Genomic DNA, 18,130 nt, shown 5'->3' with positions numbered 1-18,130 from the left:
TGGGTATTATTTTATAATCCCCAAACATAGCCGATAATCATCGATGTTTTGACGATGACTTATGTCAATCAGTAATTTAGCCCGAATGTGAACTCAACCATCGTTTAAGACAGCCACTATTTTATTATGAAAGGCTCTTAAGCCTTCAGTGGTCGTTCAACTGAATAAAACTCGACTGACAAGTATTCGCCTATAATGCACAGCCATATAAAATCAAAACCTGCTATCAAAAGCCACAACTATCTTGAAAAACACCGGAACTGGCAGGTTCCAATATCAAGCACCTATTTGAATAAGATTAGTTACACAGCTGTGCTCTATCGATAACACCAAAACTTGACATCCTGCGGTTCTAAAAACACTTCTGCGTTAGGGCCCTTTAATAAAGCCATAGTTGCTAACAATCCAGCTTGAATACAATGAGGAGCAGCGATAGTCACCGAACTGGCTGCATTTTTTACTGGATATCCGGTTTCAGGATTAAGAATATGACTGTAACGTTTACCATTTTTTAATAGATAGCGTCTTGCATCACCACTGGTAACTAATCCACCACTGATAGTTTTTAGAACCTAAGTCGCTTCTGCATCGTCTGGGCTTTCAATACCGATATACCATGGCTGCTTATTATGCCGTGCACGATTCACTTGAATATCGCCACCAAAATTCACAACAACTGATGTGGTTGGAGCGTGTTCTGTGCATAATTTAGCCACACAATCCACCGCATATTCTTTGCCCATGCCGCCAAAGTCCAACTCCATACCTTTGGCTACAGTAATTGAAGATTGATCATATTTAACTTTTCCCCAACCTATAAACGGCATTAATACTTTGACTGCATCAGGTGATGGTAGATTATCTGAGCCGTCAAATGTCCAAGCCTGACGTAATACACCAGAGGTGATATCAAATAGGCCGTCACTTAGCTGAAAACAGCTATTAGCTAACTCCAAAAGACGAAAAAATTCATTATCAATTGCAATAGGCTTACCCTGACTATCGTTAATATTGGCCATGGGGTTGTTGGGCAAATAGCGACTAAATTTTTGTTCGATACGTTTGGTTTCTGCATAAGCTACTGAAGTTAGATGATTTGCAAGCATAGAGTCTTGGGTTTCAATCAGCAGCTCACAAGGGCTAGCAATAGCCCAAAAGCGACCCATTATATGGTCGCTTTTTTGTTCTATGCTATAAGAGCTTATTAACAAAGGCAGTCCTTAAGGCAAAGCTTTATTTTAAAAGCTATAACTGACTTGTGCAATCACAGCCTTCACACTGGGGTATAAGTCGAGTTGTTGCAACATTCCGGGAGCTTCGAAATCAGCGTTTTTAGGATCTTGTTGATAATATTCCAATCTAAATGCCCATTCGTTGCCACTTGCCATTTTTACACCATATTTAATGCCTAAGGTGTAAGCTGTCATTTCACCTAAACGATAATCTGAGCTAGCAAATGTAAGCAGCGTTATACCTTTTATCAAAAATGGTTGATAAAACTCAGCGGCACCTTGTTGGTAATACCTAAAATGTGGCTGAATATAAGTATTGTCACTCAAATTGAAGCGTAATCGAGAATCAATTGTATGGGAATTGATGTCCCAGTCATCGGTGGCGTATCGATAAGAGATATCCGCAACACCGCTATCCAAGGCATACTTTGTTTGCCAATAAAAACTATGGCGAGTGCGCTCTGTAGGCCTGTCCTCATGAACTAACGACTGAGTTAACCCTTTGTCATTGACTACACTTAATACCTTAAAGGGGTCGGTGTGATAACCATCGGACATTGAGTAGCCATAATTAAATTGCATCAACATTCTACGGTTGATAATTTGGGTTACCCCAAACATCAAATCTACCGTTGTCTTATCATCGGTATCTTTCTGTCTTGTGGCATCAAAAGCAGCTTGATAAGCTTCTTCATTAGCGAATTGACCCTCATCGATTACCATTTCAGAAAAAGCTACGGGGCGTCCACCTTCGGGATCGATAGTGTCAAAAGCTAAAGATAATCCAGCGGATACCGTGGTATTTTTCTGATTAAAGTCTTTGGTAAGAGAGCCATTAACCGCAATAGATAGGTAGTCATATTCTTTCGAAAGATGCACCCCTGTGCTACCACGCATATCGTTCCAAAGAGGTTGTGTCCATTGTGCTTCAAGTTGCACACGGGTATCGTGAAAAGTATCGTCTAGGGGTATATCACCTACATCAATAACATATTGTCCTTTACCTGAGGGACGCGTGTAAGTTTGTGCGTTTAGTTGAACAACGGCGCCTGACGCTGAAGCCCTAGTGAGTGAATCAACAACGATTTTGCCAGAAAAGATATGCTCATCACCAAAATCTTTTTTAGCAGAAAATACACCTTCAACTGCGGTGACTCTATCCGTTTCACCATAATACAGTAGGGCCGTATCCATTTCCCATACACTTTCATCTGCCTGAACGATTGGGGATGTGCCCAATAGTGCACAAGCAGCAGCTGCGAGTGCCGTATTTACATTGGCAACTGTCTTGTTATTTTTGACTATGTGACTTTTCGATATTAGTTGCATCCACAACCTTCACCAGCAAAAGCACGACCTCCACTGGTGGCCTCTTTACTAAAATAAATATGATCATCTAAACCAAGGTCGATACCCTCGGCGTCCAACGTCATTTCTTTTTTGGCTAACAAATCACGCTCCCATGACTGTACTCCAAGGTTGGCGCAACCAACAAGCTGAGTAAACAGCATAATTACGACGGTAATTCGTGCTTTTTTAAACATAACTGGCGACTCCTATTCGTTAAGTAGTAAGGCTAATTCTTGTTCGTATAAGGGTTGAGTGCGGGTGAAAAACCCTTTATCTGCAAAACGAACATTGCCTTTTTTATCGATTAAATAACTGCTTGGCATGCCCAATAATTGATAGATGTTAGCGATCTTGCCTTTGGGGTCATAAACAATGGGGACTAATGCAGGTACTTTATCTAAAAAAGCTTTCGCCAAAGTAGCTTCAGCGTCTAAATTGATGGCAATAATCTGCAATTCTTTTTCAGCATATTTAAGTTGCATCTGGTTCATCCAGGGAAATGACTTACGACATGGCTTGCACCAACTAGCCCAAAAGTCGAGATACACGACTTGTCCATTTAAATCAGATAGTTTGTTAGGTAACTGATCGTGAGAGATAGCAAAATCTGGAGCTGCAATCTCCTGCGCAAAACTTAAAGATAATGGTGTGATGCTGATGAGGGTAAGCAGCATACTTAATAGGAAGTGTCGCAAATTATTGGCCATGAAGATAATTTGCAATCATTCTAGAAGTTAAAACTTAAGTAAAACTTAAGACAATAAAAAAGCCCCCAAGGGAGCTTTATAAAAACATATCAACCAGCAATTATGAATCTAAAGAACCACAGAAGCGATAACCTTCACCATGAATAGTCACTATCAAATCATCGGCATTCACTTCTGACTCAAAGTGTTTACGAATACGACGGATAGTCACGTCAACTGTGCGGTCATTTTGGCGCAACTCACGGCCAGTCATTTCCATTATGAGTTGTTCACGTGTCAAAATTTTGCCCGGGTTGTTCAAAAACAAATGCAATGCTCGAAATTCACTTCGTGGCAAACGAAACTCTTTGCTGCTAGGAGAGATAAGGCTACGACTATCGCTGTCTAATATCCAACCGTTAAAACCTACACGACTTGGTAAATCATCATCTTCGTTACTGTTAGATGTTCGCGTCAATAAATTACGTGCGCGTATAGTCAACTCTCGGGGATTGAAAGGTTTAGTAAGATAATCATCAGCACCAATTTCTAAACCTAAGATGCGATCTACATCGTTATCTCTGCCGGTTAAGAATATCAAACCAATATTTTTACGGCCACGGACTTCGCGGGCCAAAAGCAAGCCATTTTTACCGGGTAAATTGATATCCATAATGACCAGGTTAATAGTGTTGTTTGCGAAGATATCATGCATCTGTTCACCATGTTCGGCTTCAAATACATTATACCCTTCTGCTTCAAACAAGCTTTTAAGGGTGGTACGTGTTACCACTTCATCTTCAACAATTAATACGTTAGGAGTCTGCATGTTTCACGCCTGGTTAGGATTTTTATAAAAGTTTATCAGAAAATATCTAAAAATCAGTGTTTTATCCAACTAAAGTAGCATATATAATTAATTTTTATGCATTTACATAAAAGAACTACTATGTAATTTGTTGATATCGACCATTTTGACAGGGAATAAAATCCTGAACTGAACGCTCTTACCTTCCTCACTTACAATAAAGATCGAGCCGTTTAGGGTTTGTGTATCTAAATTATAAACTAAATGCATACCCAGTCCACTAACCCTTGACCAACGTTAGTGGTGACGAAAGGATCAAAGATACGCTTTTGTAAATGTTCTGGAATACCCTTGCCGTTGTCTTTAAATTCGATACTCACTTTATTGTCATCGACAGATTCAATGATAATATCTATTTGGCCTTTATCTACGTGTTCAAAACCATGAATAATAGAATTCATTATTAAATTGATCATAATTTGGTTAATTGGCCCAGTTTTAGATTCAACCACTAAGTTATCTGCACAATTCACATGGATCAAATGATTGACTTTTTTTAACTTAGACCTTACCGACATTAATATTTCGTCCATCAACTTGGCAAAGGAGAAAACGCCATTGTTTTCTGAGGCTTGGTCAACCGCTACTTGTTTAAAGCTTGAAATCAGCTCGGCTGCCCGATTCAAATTACGATAGGTAATATTGAGGTTTTCTTCACTCTCAGTAATAAATTTCGACAAAGAACTGGCTTTTAGTATTTTTTCTTCAAAAACTTTATGCGTATCAGATAATCTATCTAACATCATAGTGAAAGCAGTAACGCCAAGACCAACTGGAATATTAACCTCATGAGCTACACCGGTAAACATGTCGCACAAGGATGCAATTTTTTCGTTTTGCACCATTTGTCGTTGAAACTGGTGAAGTTTCTCTAGTGTTTGGATTAATTCATTATTGGCTTCTTTTATAGCCATGGTGCGTTACTGTACTTTTTCCTCCAAACTCAAATTTAACTTGTTCAGATTCTACTTCAGTTTGCGGTTCCATATGTTCTTGGGTGAGTCATAGCATATTGTTGAACGCCCCACCTAAAATATCTAATTCTTTAATGCCGTGCATCTCTGTTCGGCTTAAATAATCCCTTTGCCGCGTAATACGTTGCACCAATTTCACCAAAACATAATAGGAGCAGAAATTGCACTTTGCAGTTTTAAAGTAAAATACATTAGCAAACCAATCAACAACACACTTAAGGTGACCATAATTGACTCGGCAATCAGGTTTTCTAATGTTTGTGTTGAAGCGCGGAGATACACGTCTTCATTATTAAAAATATGTCGAATAATCTCTATCACACCGCCCGTCACTTTAGTTTTAGCCAGTGCTTCTATCTGATCAAATTTGGCTTTTACAGGCGCAATACCTTTTTATTGTAGCTAGCAAAAAAGTGAGTGGTTTTCTGGTCCAGAATTTTGTAAATATGTACATTTTCAATGATTTTGGATGCAGCGAGCGCCATCAGGTTTTGTTCTTCAACCAAACCTTCATCGTTAATCATGGATTTTAATGCACTTTGACCAATCATATTGGAAAAAATCAAAACATTTTCTTACAAGGATTGTCTATAAGTACTGATTTGATTATACAAATTAACACTAGAAAACAAAATAAATGATATGGATGTAATCGCCATGACTACCGATATGAACAGGCTTTTTATAGATTAAAAATTTAGTGTCTGATGCCATAATGCTCGTTACGTGTTCCTTAATCTGACCACGTTTAATTTATGTCATTGATACATAAACGTTCAAAATTCAACTAGTAGACTAAATTTACTAATATTTTCTACTGCAAAAAATCAATACCTGAGTAAAGTCAAAATGCCTTACTAACTTTTGATGTTTTTCTACCCGTCTTTAAATGTGCAACATGTTATTTTATAAATTCAACTTTTTCGTTACAGTTTCTCATACCTTTAACGGCCCTAAAGAAAATGCAGATAACATCACCTTTTGTACTTTAAAAACAACACAGGTAAGGTCATCTTTTTTAACTACAAGATTTAATCATACATTCTACCTTTCCAAAATCTACAAACATTTGGATGGCAATCCATAAGCTGCTGTTATCAGACCAAAAAAATAACTCTGTCTGTCTTTTGTCATCCTTTTAGCTCAAATACAGTGCTTGATAGTCTTGTGCGGCGGCTTCCCACGTAAAACGACTATGCATAGCTCGCTGTTGGGTTAACTCAAGAGCCTTAGGCAACTCATGATAAAACAGTAATGCACGCTCTATACATGATAGCAATGCGCTGCTATCGGGCTGTTCGAATACAAACCCAGTCGCACTGCCTGGGTCTTCTGCCAAATCTATCACGGTATCCTTAAGCCCACCGACAGCTCTGACTATAGGCAAGGTGCCATATGCCAAACTATACATTTGATTCAAACCACAAGGCTCGAACAAAGAAGGCATTAGAAAAAAGTCACTACCCGCTTCAATCATGTGTGCTTTTCGCACACTGAAACCTTCAAAAAACGCCATTTTTTTAGGATATTTGTCAGCCACATCTCGCAAAAACAGGCTGATTTTTGGATCGCCGGTACCAATGATGGCCAATTGCACGTTATGTTGCATCAGTTTAGTTAACATAGGCAAAATAAAGCCAAAGCCTTTTTGGTCAGTTAGACGACACACCATACCAATGATAGGAACGCGCACTTTTTTTGGTAGCCCTAACTCTTTTTGTAATTCAGCTTTGCAGGCTTTTTTGCCAGACAAGTCAGCATGATGAAAGTTTTTTGCAATATGTGGGTCATTAATAGGATCCCACTGGCTGTAATCACAACCATTTAAAATACCTGACACGTCGTCTCGTCGGTTTTGGAACTCATCATACAAGTGATGAGAACCAAGAGATGACAGTAGTTCTTGTGCATAGTTAGGACTGACAGCGTTAATTTTATTGGCATAACGGATCCCCATGCGTACAAAATTTAAAGCATCTCCGTCCAACTGGCTATGTAATTTATAATGTGTCTGTAAGAAAGCAATATCGCTAAATTGATGTGTTCCTTGGTAAGCCCCATTGTGTATAGTAAAAATTGTTTTTGCCTGAGCAAAAAAACCAGAGTTGTCGATACTGACAAAATAGGGTGTGAGTGCAGTATGCCAGTCATTACAATGAATAATATCAGGCTGAAATCCTACTGCCTTTGAAGCTTGTAAAGCCGCACTTGCAAAAAATGCAAAACGTTCTGCATTATCTGGATAAGCATGATAGTCGTCAGAATACAGACCTTTACGTTCAAAATACTCTGGGTAGTCAACCGCTAATACTGGCAAGTCCTCCAAGGTTAAACGTTTAACAGCAAACTCATAGGATTGATGGCCAGCATCTAAGGTTTGTTTGGCACAACAATCAGGGGCGTTAAATTTATCTGCTAACTGTTTATAATAAGGCATTACGATTGTTACTTCATGACCCAGTTCAGCCAATGCCAAAGGCAAAGCTTTGCCTACATCAGCTAAACCTCCAGTTTTGACAAGATCTTCCACTTCAGACACAACAAACAATATTTTCATTCGAGCTGCTTACCTTTTCTATTTTATGCGAGCGCAATGGTAAAGACTGAATTTAGTGGTTTGGGCAATAAGACCCACCACACTAAACCGCTGTTCAAGTAACTCAGAATAACGCAAAAATTTATTCGCCACCAATGTCAGTGAACCACCTTTAGCAAGGTATTGTTTTAGCTGGGCAATAAATTCTTCAGTCACAGAATAGTCTGTCTGAATACCGGTATGAAAAGGTGGATTAGTATATACGGCAGAAAACTTGCCTTGCACATCCATCAAGCCGTTTGACGGCACCACCTTAACGTTAATGTGGTTCAGATTGGCACTTTCTTTTGAGCAGTGCACAGCTAAGGCACTGACATCACTCATCACCACTTCACTTTCTGGACTTTTCAACCCAAGATAACATCCAATTACACCTGCACCACAACCAAAGTCTAACAAACGACCAGTTTTTATTTCAGGTAAGTTATCCAATAACACCCTAGTACCTAAGTCGATTGCGCCATGGTTAAACACGCCCGGTAAAGAACAAATTTTATAGTCTAAACCACCAACGGAAATTTCAATTTCACTCTGCCATTTGGCTAGCTCAAAGGATTTTACTGGTTTATCGATTTGTGCACCAAATAATGCACAATGACGTGCAGAATCGACTTTGTTTACTTGAGAACTAATAGTCTCGAAGATTTTTGCCGCACTTTTTACACCGCCTTTGTTTTCACCCACAAGTAAAAGACTGCCATTTTCCTTAAGACAAGCTGCAACATTGGCAATCAACATTTTCGCATGCTCTTTAGACTTAGGCATGTAAATAACCGCACCATCAAATTTGTCATCAGTGGAGTAAACAGCTGTGAACGTATGTTGCGTTGAATTTCCCGCAGCACAACTTTGCTGATAAATATCAAAGTATTGGTGAAACACCTCAATGTCAGGGTTGTTCAGTTGTTTAGTTATGTGGCTATCGGTTGGGTTAACCAGTAACCACTTGCCCTGTGCGAAGGTATCTTTATTACGCATCAATAATTGACTAGGAGCAGACAGCATCAAGAAATCCTCTCAAACATTAAGTCCCATACACCGTGGCCTAATCTATGTCCACGCTGTTCAAATTTAGTAAGCGGTCGCTGCTCGGGTCTTGGCACATAATCGTTAGTCGTTGATTGATTATTAAAACCTTCAGCTTCAGACATGATAACCAACATATGTTCAGCGTAGTTTTCCCAATCAGTCGCCATATGAAACACACCGCCAATTGCTAACTTGTTTCTAAGCTTTTGCACAAAATCAGACTGCACAATGCGTCTTTTGTGATGGCGTTTTTTATGCCAAGGGTCAGGAAAAAATAACTGCACACGTGCCAAAGAATTATCAGCGATGCAATCAGCAATCACTTCAACCGCATCGTGCTCGTATACTCGTAAGTTATGTACATTTTGCGCAGCAGCTTCGCTTAGACAGGTTCCAACTCCAGGGCGGTGAACTTCAATCCCAATAAAATCTTTATCTGGCTCATTTAACGCCATCTCAACCAAAGACTTGCCCATACCAAAACCAATCTCTAATACTAGCGATGCTTGGCGATCAAAAACGTCTGCAAAATTTTGTAAGCCGTCAATATGCTTTAAACCCATAGTGGGCCAGTTTTGTTCGATTGATTTCGCCTGACCCGAAGTTAAACGCCCTTCTCTTTTCACAAAACTCTGAATTTTGCGAACGTACACGCCTGATTTGGCGGCTTCTTGTTCAGATGTAAACTGACTCATATTTAGATCTCATCTCAAAAAATGTTACTGGTGACATATCTATGCTTAAAATTGATTTTGCCAGCACTTTGTGTGGCGCATTATCCGGCGACACAGACTGATTGCAAGGTAGACGTTATAGTTTATCTAATTTTTGACGCTAAATATTCCGCCAACGCTCTAGATTGTTCAATTGGCAACATATGCCCGGCTTTTTTAATTAAGGTCATATCACTATTTGGTAAAAGTTTATTCATGGTAAACATGGTTGCTTCACTCACCAAATTGTCTTGTTCGCCACTAACAAGGTGAATAGGAAAAGGGCACTTAGATAAACCGGGAAGCAGGTTTTTCCTGGGATAAATCGCCGCCAATTGCGCAGCCAAAACCGCAGAACCCAAGTCTTGTTCCATTTGTTTAAGGATATTTACATATTCGCAATTCTGATGATGGCAGTCATGAAAAAAACTATTCAAGCGGGTATCGGTCATACCGCTATATTGTTTATATTTGATTAACTTAAGCAATTGTTGACGCTGCTGAACATCATCTTCAGGTAATTCGTCACAGGCACAAGCAATAAGCGTCAAAGATGCAATACGACCTTGATTTTCTGAAGCGGTCAACGCTGCGACATACCCCCCCAAAGAATATCCCACCAAATGCACAGGCGGTTCAAAATAGGCGAGACGGTCTGCACTTAACATTTTCATTTGGGCTAAATCTTCTGCCCACTGCAAAGGTACAAAAGCACGCATAGGTATATCTAAATGTTGCCAACATGAGTTGAATATTCTTTCATCACACAATGTGCCAGGGAAGAAGACGACAGGCTGGTCAATTTGATAAATGATATCGTTTGTTTTTGGCAATCTCTTCTCAAATGAACTATTTCAAGTTTGTTAGGGTATTATCCGTTAATTACCTCAAGAACAACAGAACCTTACTCGGTGCCTAACAATATTAAAGCTATATATTCTCGTTTTAGTGAAAAAGTCTTAGTTTGGTTTGACTTAAATGGCAGAAAAAATTTGCCTTGGCAGTTAAATAAAACCCCTTACACAGTTTGGGTGTCTGAAATCATGTTGCAGCAAACGCAGGTAAAAACGGTTATCCCCTATTACCATGCTTTTATGCAGCGATTCCCTGATGTATTGAGTTTGGCCAATGCAGCGCAAGATGAAGTGTTACACCATTGGACAGGTCTTGGCTATTATGCTCGAGCGCGCAATTTGCAAAAATCAGCGCAAATCATTAGAGATGATTACTTCGGAAAATTCCCTGAACAGTTACAACAACTAATCGCCTTACCTGGTATTGGGCGCTCAACTGCTGGCGCTATTTTATCTTTAGCTTGTGGTCAGCATCACAGTATTTTAGACGGTAATGTGAAACGTGTACTGGCCCGCTATTTTGCTGTTAATGGGTGGCCTGGCAATAAAAAAGTTGAAATTGAATTATGGCAGTATGCTGATCAATTAACTCCAATGCACAGAACAGCTGATTATACACAAGCCATGATGGACATGGGTGCAACACTTTGCACTCGCAGCAAACCACACTGTGACAGTTGTCCATTACACACAAACTGCTTAGCATGTGTGCAAGGACGGCAAGCAGAGTTACCTCACAAAAAGCCGAAAAAGACTATTCCGATACGATCGACCATAATGCTAATCCCCATGTGGCAAAAACAGCTTTTAATTTACAAGCGCCCACCAGCAGGATTATGGGGCGGATTATGGGGGTTTCATGAAGTTGAACATGCAGACCAAATTGTTGAACGAGCGTCAAGCTTAGGCCTTAATGACATCCAACAACAAACACTCACATCTTTTCGGCACACCTTTAGTCACTTTCATTTAGACATACAGCCAGTTTTGCTTCACCTAAAACAACAACCTGTTTCGAAAATAATGGAAGACACACAAATATGGTACGATTTAACCCAGCCGCAAAATGTTGGATTAGCCGCGCCAACCAAAAAACTATTTAGTACAATCAACACAACATTTTAATTATCCAGTTTGATTAGGAGCATTATGAGCAGAACAGTATTTTGTCAACGTCTACAAAAAGAAGCAGATGGTCTAGACTTCCAACTTTACCCAGGTGAGCTAGGTAAGAAAATTTTCGATAATATTTGTAAAGAAGCATGGACTGAATGGCAAAAGAAACAAACCATGTTGATCAACGAAAATAAGCTCAACATGATGGAGCCAACTGCAAGGGAATTCCTAGAAGCTCAAATGCAAGGTTATTTATTTGAAGGCAAAGAACCTGATATCCAAGGTTATGTGCCGCCAAAAAGCTAAAACTAACCAACTTTAAAGTGACCATTTAACTGAACTAAGCTGTTTTAGTAGTGAATTTGCGCAATCTATAAGCAATCTGCAATATTTCCCTAAAAAGGGGTTGACTTAAAAGGCCTAAATCCGTTTAATACGCACCTTCAGCGAAACAAGCGGTCTGAAAAGACACTTATTAGTTGATGCCCAGATAGCTCAGTTGGTAGAGCAGAGGATTGAAAATCCTCGTGTCCTTGGTTCGATTCCGAGTCTGGGCACCATTATTCTAGAGGCCCTGAACAGAAATGTTCGGGGATTTTTAGTTTTTGGTATATAAGATTTGGTAATCCTCGTGTCCTTGCCGGTAACCGTAAGTTGCGACTCCGAGTCTAGGCACCATTATTCTAGAGGCCCTGAACAGAAATGTGTGGGGCTTTTTAGTTTTTGGTACATAGGGTTTGATAATCCTCGTGTCCTTGCCGGTAACCGTAAGTTGCGATTCATACTTATTAAAATCACAAATTAACTCCTCACCCTTGCAACAAATAAATGTACATTTGAACCAGATTTAACGATATTAGGTCTATTGTGAATATTCATCAGTTTAATCCTTAGCGAATTCCACTATTTAAAGGTTACTCAATGTTCAGTAAAAAACAGGTTTTAGCCATGATATGTTTTTGCATGATGGCACATGGCCAATTATTGGCAAAAACAAAAGTTAATATCTCGTCGGGCTCATTAGTGGGAACAAACGCCGGCTCGAATAAAATTGTCTCATTCAAGGGTATCCCCTTTGCAGCGCCACCTATAAAAGATTTACGCTGGAAAACGCCACAACCTGTCGTGCCTTGGAAAGAAACAAAACAGGCGACCGAATTTGGTCCGCAATGTATGCAAAATCTAATCTATGATGATATGAAATTTCGCTCTGCAGGCATGAGTGAAGATTGTTTGTATTTGAACGTGTGGGCTCCTAGTAACATACAAGGCAAGAAACACCCGGTATTATTGTATTTTTATGGTGGTGGGTTTGTCGCTGGGGATGGTTCTGAGCGACGCTACGATGGTGCCAGCATGGCGCAGCAAGACATAGTAGTCATAACCGCAAATTATCGCCTAGGATTGTTTGGATTGATGGCTCATCCGCTGTTATCAGCTGAAACCTTGTACCAAGGTAGTGGTAATTATACCTTTTTAGATCAAGTAGCAGCTTTAAAGTGGGTAGTTAAAAATATTACTGCCTTTGGTGGAGATCCCTCACGTATCACTATCGCAGGAGAGTCGGCGGGTTCAGTTTCAGTAAGTGCACTAATGGCTTCTCCATTATCAAGAGATCTTATCGCTGGTGCTATTGGTGAAAGCGGCTCTATTCTTGGTCCGCCTCTAATGGCAGTGCCTTTAGTTGTTGCGCAACAAAAAGGGGAAGATTTAGTTACTGCAATCGCGGGTGACACCGCAAATTTAAGAGACTTGCGAAAGATACCAGCAGCGCAACTATTGAGCTTAGCGAATGATGCGGGTTTCACTTGGTTTAGTCCCACTGTCGACGGTTACTTTTTACCTTTGTCTCCACAGAAACTTTATGCCAACAAACAATTTTCTCAGGTTCCATTGTTAGCAGGGGTGAATTCTCAAGAAAGCAATTATGAAAGTATTTTGGCCCAAAATAAACCTACAGTTTCAAATTATAAGGAAGCACTGCAACAATTATATCCCCATGACTATGAACAGGTTTTTAACTTATATCCTGCAACAAACATCGAGCAAGTGATGGATGCTGCTCAGGATTTAGCCTCAGATAGGTTTATTAGTTTTGGCACTTATCATTGGATGAACACAGTTACCCAATCTAGCGGCAAACTAGGTTTTTATTACAGTTATCAACATGTACGTCCAGCAAACGTAGAAAAAGAAGCACCCGAAGCTCCCCCAAGAGGCGCGACTCACTCGGCTGAAATTGAATATGTTCTGGGTAATTTAGATGTAAATAAGCTGTATAGATGGCAAGAAGAGGACTATAAAGTATCCAGGTTAACGCAGCAGTATTTCGCCAATTTTATTAAATTTGGCGATCCTAATGGCGAAAACTTAGTAACTTGGCCATCATTTGCAGAAAATAAATTGATGACGCTGTCGGTGCGGCCTAAAGCACAAACAATTGATAAGCTCAAAAAGAGATATGCTTTTCACCAAAATGGATTACTAAATGAAAATAAGGATAGGTAATACCAATAGTCAACGGTGCTACATGCCAACTATAAAGATTATTTACTTGGTACAATTTTAAATATCCCCGCGCCATCAGTTGCCACATATATATATCCATCGGCACCCTGAACCACATTGCGTACTCGGCCTATTCCGGGAAATAAAATTTCTTGACTGAGTACTTTGTTACCATCTAATTCAAGTGCAACTAAATAGGCAAACTTGAGTGAGCCGACTAAAATTTTACCTTTCCAATCTGGGTAGATGTCGCCATTAACAAAGGTCATGCCTGATGGAGCGATCGAGGGTACCCAATACCAAGCAGGTTGCTGCATACCTTCCTTTTCAGTCAGGTCAGTAAAGGACGAGCCACTATAATTAACTCCAAAGCTAATCACGGGCCAACCATAATTTGCACCTGGTTGGATAATATTGATTTCGTCGCCACCCTTAGGGCCATGTTCATGTGTCCAAATATCACCCGTTACCGGATGCATTGCCATACCTTGAGGATTACGGTGGCCGAATGAGTAGACAGATGAATTGGCGTCTTTTTGTGCAATAAATGGATTGTCCTTAGGAATACTACCGTCGCTATTAATTCTATGAATTTTTCCAGCATCTCGATCTAAACGCTGCGGATTGACGTCTCGGTTGCCTCTATCACCGCTGGATATATACAAATAACCTTGTTTATCAAATGATAGACGACTGCCGAAATGTTGACCTTTTATAGAGTTAGGGCCAGCATCAAAAATAACCGCTTGTTCGGTCAGTTTAAAATCTTGTAACTTAGCGCGCATAACGGACGTATGAGCGCCTTCTCCCTCGCCTTCTAAACCAGAGTAAGAAAAATATATAAGCCCGTTCTCATTATAATTCGGGTCTACTGCAACATCTAATAGGCCGCCTTGACCTTGAGCTCTAAGTTCGGGTAATCCTGTGACCTTTTCATGTAATAATATGCCATTGCTGATAACCCGTAATTCTCCTTTGCGATCGGATACCAGTATGGTTTTTTCATCTAACCAAGCCATGCCCCAAGGAATATCTATTCCCTTGGTTACAAGCTGTGGCTTATAAGAATGAATACTACCTGAGAGCGAGGTCTTTGGTTGCTGAGCGCAAACTGAGTTAGTAAAAACAACACAAAACATGATCCCAAAGAGGCGCGTTATAGTTATCATTTTTGATCCCTTCTGAAAGAATTTCACTAAGCATAATATTACCACCGAATATAAAATGAGATCAGTCACTTTTAAGATTGGAATGCTTAAGAGCAAATAAAATTACGTCGTTTAAACAAAAAGCGTGAAATCGCTCAGATTTGTCAGTTAAACAGTTGTTCACAAAACATTAGTGGTTATAATCTGTTCCAGTTTTTTTAGGTAAACAAAGCCTGATTTGGAGAATATAGTGAAATTAAAAGTCTTTTTATGTATATGTATGGGTGTTTTTAGTGTCTCGGCAATTCAAGCACAAGAAATGAGCGAAGATGACATTAGGGCTCGTATCCAGCAAATTGGCAAAGTTCATGTAGCCGGTGCAAAAGCTGAACTGGCATCTGCAGGTCCAAGAACAGGTTCAGAAATTTACGTGCAAGCTTGTATTGCGTGTCACAGTGTTGGTGTTTTAAATGCACCTAAATTACAAGATGCAGCAGATTGGGCCCCTCGTATGGAACAGGGTTTTGAAACAGTTTGGCAAAATGCAATTAATGGTATACGTGGCATGCCACCAATGGGAACATGCGGCGATTGTTCAAATGATGACATCAAAGCGGCAATCGAACATATGATTGAAGGCATATAGATTGAGAAAAACAGCTTAAACTTCGATAAAAAAGACCACCTCAAGGTGGTCTTTTTAGTTTGAGTAGTTTATTTTTATTAATGGTCCATCGTACTTATAATAATTTAATTGTCCTTTAATTTAGCTAACGATTTCTACAAACAACGTCAATGAATTATCTCTAGAGAAACTGAGTAAGTTTGGTCAAGGTAAATTAACCAAGGCAGCTAAAATTTCACTTAATCAGATGAAAATTTTAAGTTAACTCTCAGCTCTTATTCATCATGTTACGCAGATTGGCAATACCTACCTGAGATTTCTGCTGACGTTCTTGTGCTGACACTTTTGGCTTTTTATGCTCCCATACCAAATCATCTTGCGGTAACTCGTGTAAAAACCGGCTAGGTTCAGGATTGATAACTTCACCGTATTGACGCCTTTCTTTGACTAGTGTCATAAACAAGACTTTTTGTGCACGGGTAATACCCACATACGCTAAACGTCTTTCCTCATCTATATTGTCTTCCTCAATACTGCTTTGATGAGGCAATAATCCCTCTTCCATACCCACCATAAATACATAAGGAAATTCAAGTCCTTTGGAAGCGTGCAAGGTCATCAGTTGTACTTGATCTGTTTCTTCGGTATCTTCGCCCCGTTCCATCATATCGCGCAGAATTAAACGATTAACCACCTCTTGGAGTGTCATTGGTGGGTCGAGTTCACTGCCATCAAGCATGTTGCTAATCCAACCAAACAAGGTGCTGATATTCGCCATGCCCATCTCTGCCGCTTTTGGGCTAGTACTCGACTCATACAACCATTCCTCGTAACCCATTGCTTTGATCATTTCACGAATGGTCGCAATGCCATCACCTCTGACAGCTCTGTCTGATAGTTCAACTATCCATCTACTAAATTGTTCTACCGATACTAAAGCCTTACCACTTAACACATCTTGGAGATTGGGATCAAATGCAGCTTCAAACATAGAAGAGCGATTATGATTAGCTAAGTTACCGAGCTTTTCTAAACTCACTCGGCCAATACCTCGAGTAGGGGTATTGATCACTCTCAACAATGCATTGTCATCATCCTGATTTACCAACAGGCGAAGATAAGCCATGATGTCCTTGATTTCTGTTCTGCCAAAAAACGACATGCCTCCGCTAATTTTATAAGGAATACGGTTACTCATCAGTACTTTTTCGAACACACGAGATTGGAAATTGCCTCGATACAAAATCGCATAATCTTTAAATTTGGTAGCCCCCATAAACTTATGAGCCATTAACTCAGCTACCACACGTTCAGCTTCGTGCTCTTCGTTTTTGGCGGTAATTACTTGCAGAGGCTCACCATAGCCTAACTCAGAAAATAATTTTTTCTCAAATATATGGGGGTTATTTTGAATAAGGATGTTGGCGCAGTGCAAAATTCGTTCAGACGAACGATAGTTTTGTTCAAGCTTAATAACCCTTAACTTAGGGAAGTCGGTTTGAAGGAGCACTAGGTTTTGGGGTCTGGCACCACGCCAAGAATAAATAGACTGATCATCATCACCTACAACAGTGAATCGAGCCCTTTCTCCCGCTAACAATCTAACCAGTTCATATTGACTGGTATTAGTATCTTGGTATTCATCCACCAGCAAATAACGTATTTTATTCTGCCATTTTTGTCTGACAGCTTCGTTATCTTTTAACAGTACCGTAGGCAATAAGATCAGGTCGTCAAAATCTAGTGCATTGTAAGCTCGCAGATGATTATAGTAACGCTGATAGAATCCAGCATACTCAACTTCGCTAGGAGACAGTGTTTGATACTTTAAGTCTTCTGGTAAAATAAGTTCGTTTTTCCAGTTAGAAATACAACTTTGCAACGATGACAACAATTCTTTGTCACCATCAAACTCTACCTCAGTCAAATCCTTAAGAAGCGACATGCTGTCTTTATCATCAAATAAAGAAAATCCGGGCTTTAAACCCAAGGTTTTGACTTCTGACTTTATAATGTTTAAGCCAAGGGTATGAAAGGTAGAAACTTTTAACCCGCGCGCTTCCTTCTTACCTAGAGTTTGCGCGACACGCTCTTTCATTTCTCGCGCAGCTTTATTGGTAAACGTTACTGCAGCTATATAACGTGCTGGAAGTTCACATTCCCTTACCAGGTAACCAATTTTACTGGTGATAACGCGGGTTTTACCACTGCCTGCTCCAGCTAAAACTAAGCATGGGCCAGAAATAAATTTTACTGCTTCGTTCTGACCGGGGTTAAGTTTCATGCTAAATTAAACAACCAATGATGCTGGGGCGGTGATTGTAAGAGAATACGCAGGTTAGTCCAAGTAGATTAACAGCGTATAATTTTTTTAAACTTGAACCCAGATTTCGTTTTAAAAATTAATTTGAACACCAAAGGTAAACAAACC

The 18,130-nt window shown here is 39.8% G+C and carries 16 protein-coding genes, 1 tRNA gene and 1 pseudogene; 5 read left to right on the top strand and 13 right to left on the bottom strand.

Annotation, left to right across the window (positions count from 1 at the left end; genetic code table 11):
• Positions 1–317: 317 nt before the first annotated feature.
• The 11 genes and pseudogenes from Q0Y52_RS16740 to Q0Y52_RS16690 form a co-directional block, all read right to left on the bottom strand.
• A pseudogene (locus tag Q0Y52_RS16740) lies at positions 318–1,166 on the bottom strand (FAD:protein FMN transferase).
• A gap of 72 nt (positions 1,167–1,238) precedes the next feature.
• The gene (locus Q0Y52_RS16735) at positions 1,239–2,561 is read right to left on the bottom strand and encodes a DUF3570 domain-containing protein (protein WP_297823633.1); all 1,323 of its coding nucleotides are present in this window, start codon (positions 2,559–2,561) and stop codon (positions 1,239–1,241) included.
• Complete coding sequence (locus tag Q0Y52_RS16730) at positions 2,552–2,776, bottom strand: DUF4266 domain-containing protein (RefSeq protein ID WP_297823631.1); 225 nt, start codon at positions 2,774–2,776, stop codon at positions 2,552–2,554. The genes Q0Y52_RS16735 and Q0Y52_RS16730 overlap by 10 nt, the downstream gene beginning before the upstream one ends.
• 12 nt (positions 2,777–2,788) lie before the next feature.
• Positions 2,789–3,289, bottom strand: coding sequence for a TlpA disulfide reductase family protein (locus Q0Y52_RS16725; protein ID WP_366939306.1), 501 nt, complete (start codon positions 3,287–3,289; stop codon positions 2,789–2,791).
• Between the two features lie 100 nt (positions 3,290–3,389).
• On the bottom strand, positions 3,390–4,097 hold the full coding sequence (arcA, locus tag Q0Y52_RS16720; RefSeq protein WP_297823629.1) for a two-component system response regulator ArcA: 708 nt from the start codon (positions 4,095–4,097) through the stop codon (positions 3,390–3,392).
• 239 nt (positions 4,098–4,336) lie between these two features.
• Positions 4,337–5,050 (bottom strand): HAMP domain-containing sensor histidine kinase, encoded by a 714-nt coding sequence (locus Q0Y52_RS16715; RefSeq protein WP_297823627.1) that lies wholly within the window; start codon positions 5,048–5,050, stop codon positions 4,337–4,339.
• A gap of 434 nt (positions 5,051–5,484) precedes the next feature.
• On the bottom strand, positions 5,485–5,676 hold the full coding sequence (locus Q0Y52_RS16710) for a hypothetical protein (protein ID WP_297823625.1): 192 nt from the start codon (positions 5,674–5,676) through the stop codon (positions 5,485–5,487).
• Positions 5,677–6,248: 572 nt separating this feature from the next.
• Complete coding sequence (glgA, locus tag Q0Y52_RS16705; RefSeq protein WP_297823623.1) at positions 6,249–7,667, bottom strand: glycogen synthase GlgA; 1,419 nt, start codon at positions 7,665–7,667, stop codon at positions 6,249–6,251.
• 18 nt (positions 7,668–7,685) lie between these two features.
• Positions 7,686–8,711, bottom strand: a complete 1,026-nt coding sequence (locus tag Q0Y52_RS16700; protein WP_297823621.1) for a class I SAM-dependent methyltransferase — start codon at positions 8,709–8,711, stop codon at positions 7,686–7,688.
• Positions 8,711–9,430: a tRNA (guanosine(46)-N7)-methyltransferase TrmB gene (gene trmB / locus Q0Y52_RS16695; protein ID WP_297823619.1), complete on the bottom strand. Its 720-nt coding sequence runs from the start codon at positions 9,428–9,430 to the stop codon at positions 8,711–8,713. Before trmB ends, Q0Y52_RS16700 begins: the two co-directional genes overlap by 1 nt.
• Positions 9,431–9,552: 122 nt before the next feature.
• Positions 9,553–10,281: an alpha/beta hydrolase gene (locus tag Q0Y52_RS16690; protein ID WP_297823617.1), complete on the bottom strand. Its 729-nt coding sequence runs from the start codon at positions 10,279–10,281 to the stop codon at positions 9,553–9,555.
• A gap of 78 nt (positions 10,282–10,359) precedes the next feature.
• Between Q0Y52_RS16690 and mutY the strand changes: the two genes are divergently transcribed.
• The 4 genes from mutY to Q0Y52_RS16670 all read left to right on the top strand — a co-directional run bounded on the left by mutY (position 10,360) and on the right by Q0Y52_RS16670 (position 13,926).
• Positions 10,360–11,427: an A/G-specific adenine glycosylase gene (gene mutY, locus Q0Y52_RS16685; protein ID WP_297823615.1), complete on the top strand. Its 1,068-nt coding sequence runs from the start codon at positions 10,360–10,362 to the stop codon at positions 11,425–11,427.
• A 24-nt stretch (positions 11,428–11,451) separates the two neighbouring features.
• On the top strand, positions 11,452–11,724 hold the full coding sequence (locus Q0Y52_RS16680; protein WP_297823613.1) for an oxidative damage protection protein: 273 nt from the start codon (positions 11,452–11,454) through the stop codon (positions 11,722–11,724).
• A gap of 178 nt (positions 11,725–11,902) precedes the next feature.
• Positions 11,903–11,978: transfer RNA gene (locus Q0Y52_RS16675), tRNA-Phe, on the top strand.
• A gap of 361 nt (positions 11,979–12,339) precedes the next feature.
• Positions 12,340–13,926: a carboxylesterase family protein gene (locus tag Q0Y52_RS16670; protein ID WP_297823612.1), complete on the top strand. Its 1,587-nt coding sequence runs from the start codon at positions 12,340–12,342 to the stop codon at positions 13,924–13,926.
• 38 nt (positions 13,927–13,964) lie between these two features.
• On the opposite strand, the gene Q0Y52_RS16665 is transcribed toward Q0Y52_RS16670, so the two are convergent.
• Entirely contained in the window at positions 13,965–15,095 is a 1,131-nt protein-coding gene (locus tag Q0Y52_RS16665; protein WP_297823610.1) for a PQQ-dependent sugar dehydrogenase, read from the bottom strand.
• A 229-nt stretch (positions 15,096–15,324) separates the two neighbouring features.
• Here Q0Y52_RS16665 and Q0Y52_RS16660 point away from each other — a divergent pair, with 229 nt between their 5' ends.
• A complete protein-coding gene (locus Q0Y52_RS16660; protein ID WP_297823608.1) occupies positions 15,325–15,720 on the top strand; it encodes a c-type cytochrome in 396 nt (131 codons plus the stop codon).
• Between the two features lie 247 nt (positions 15,721–15,967).
• Here Q0Y52_RS16660 and rep read toward each other — a convergent pair whose 3' ends face one another.
• A complete protein-coding gene (gene rep, locus Q0Y52_RS16655) occupies positions 15,968–17,983 on the bottom strand; it encodes a DNA helicase Rep (protein ID WP_297823606.1) in 2,016 nt (671 codons plus the stop codon).
• Positions 17,984–18,130 lie beyond the last annotated feature (147 nt).

Origin of the sequence: uncultured Paraglaciecola sp., assembly GCF_943787955.1 — a bacterium.
Taxonomy (GTDB): domain Bacteria; phylum Pseudomonadota; class Gammaproteobacteria; order Enterobacterales; family Alteromonadaceae; genus Paraglaciecola.
Note: the sequence above shows the minus strand (reverse complement) of the source record. Positions and strands in the feature narration are given on the sequence as shown.

Coding starts and splice junctions, on each gene's coding strand:
- trmB (WP_297823619.1), bottom strand. CDS start 9,430: ATGAGTCAGTTTACATCTGAACAAGAAGCCGCCAAATCAGGCGTGTAC.
- Q0Y52_RS16665 (WP_297823610.1), bottom strand. CDS start 15,095: ATGATAACTATAACGCGCCTCTTTGGGATCATGTTTTGTGTTGTTTTT.
- glgA (WP_297823623.1), bottom strand. CDS start 7,667: ATGAAAATATTGTTTGTTGTGTCTGAAGTGGAAGATCTTGTCAAAACT.
- Q0Y52_RS16735 (WP_297823633.1), bottom strand. CDS start 2,561: ATGCAACTAATATCGAAAAGTCACATAGTCAAAAATAACAAGACAGTT.
- Q0Y52_RS16730 (WP_297823631.1), bottom strand. CDS start 2,776: ATGTTTAAAAAAGCACGAATTACCGTCGTAATTATGCTGTTTACTCAG.
- Q0Y52_RS16725 (WP_366939306.1), bottom strand. CDS start 3,289: ATGGCCAATAATTTGCGACACTTCCTATTAAGTATGCTGCTTACCCTC.
- Q0Y52_RS16670 (WP_297823612.1), top strand. CDS start 12,340: ATGTTCAGTAAAAAACAGGTTTTAGCCATGATATGTTTTTGCATGATG.
- Q0Y52_RS16700 (WP_297823621.1), bottom strand. CDS start 8,711: ATGCTGTCTGCTCCTAGTCAATTATTGATGCGTAATAAAGATACCTTC.
- Q0Y52_RS16680 (WP_297823613.1), top strand. CDS start 11,452: ATGAGCAGAACAGTATTTTGTCAACGTCTACAAAAAGAAGCAGATGGT.
- rep (WP_297823606.1), bottom strand. CDS start 17,983: ATGAAACTTAACCCCGGTCAGAACGAAGCAGTAAAATTTATTTCTGGC.
- arcA (WP_297823629.1), bottom strand. CDS start 4,097: ATGCAGACTCCTAACGTATTAATTGTTGAAGATGAAGTGGTAACACGT.
- Q0Y52_RS16715 (WP_297823627.1), bottom strand. CDS start 5,050: ATGGCTATAAAAGAAGCCAATAATGAATTAATCCAAACACTAGAGAAA.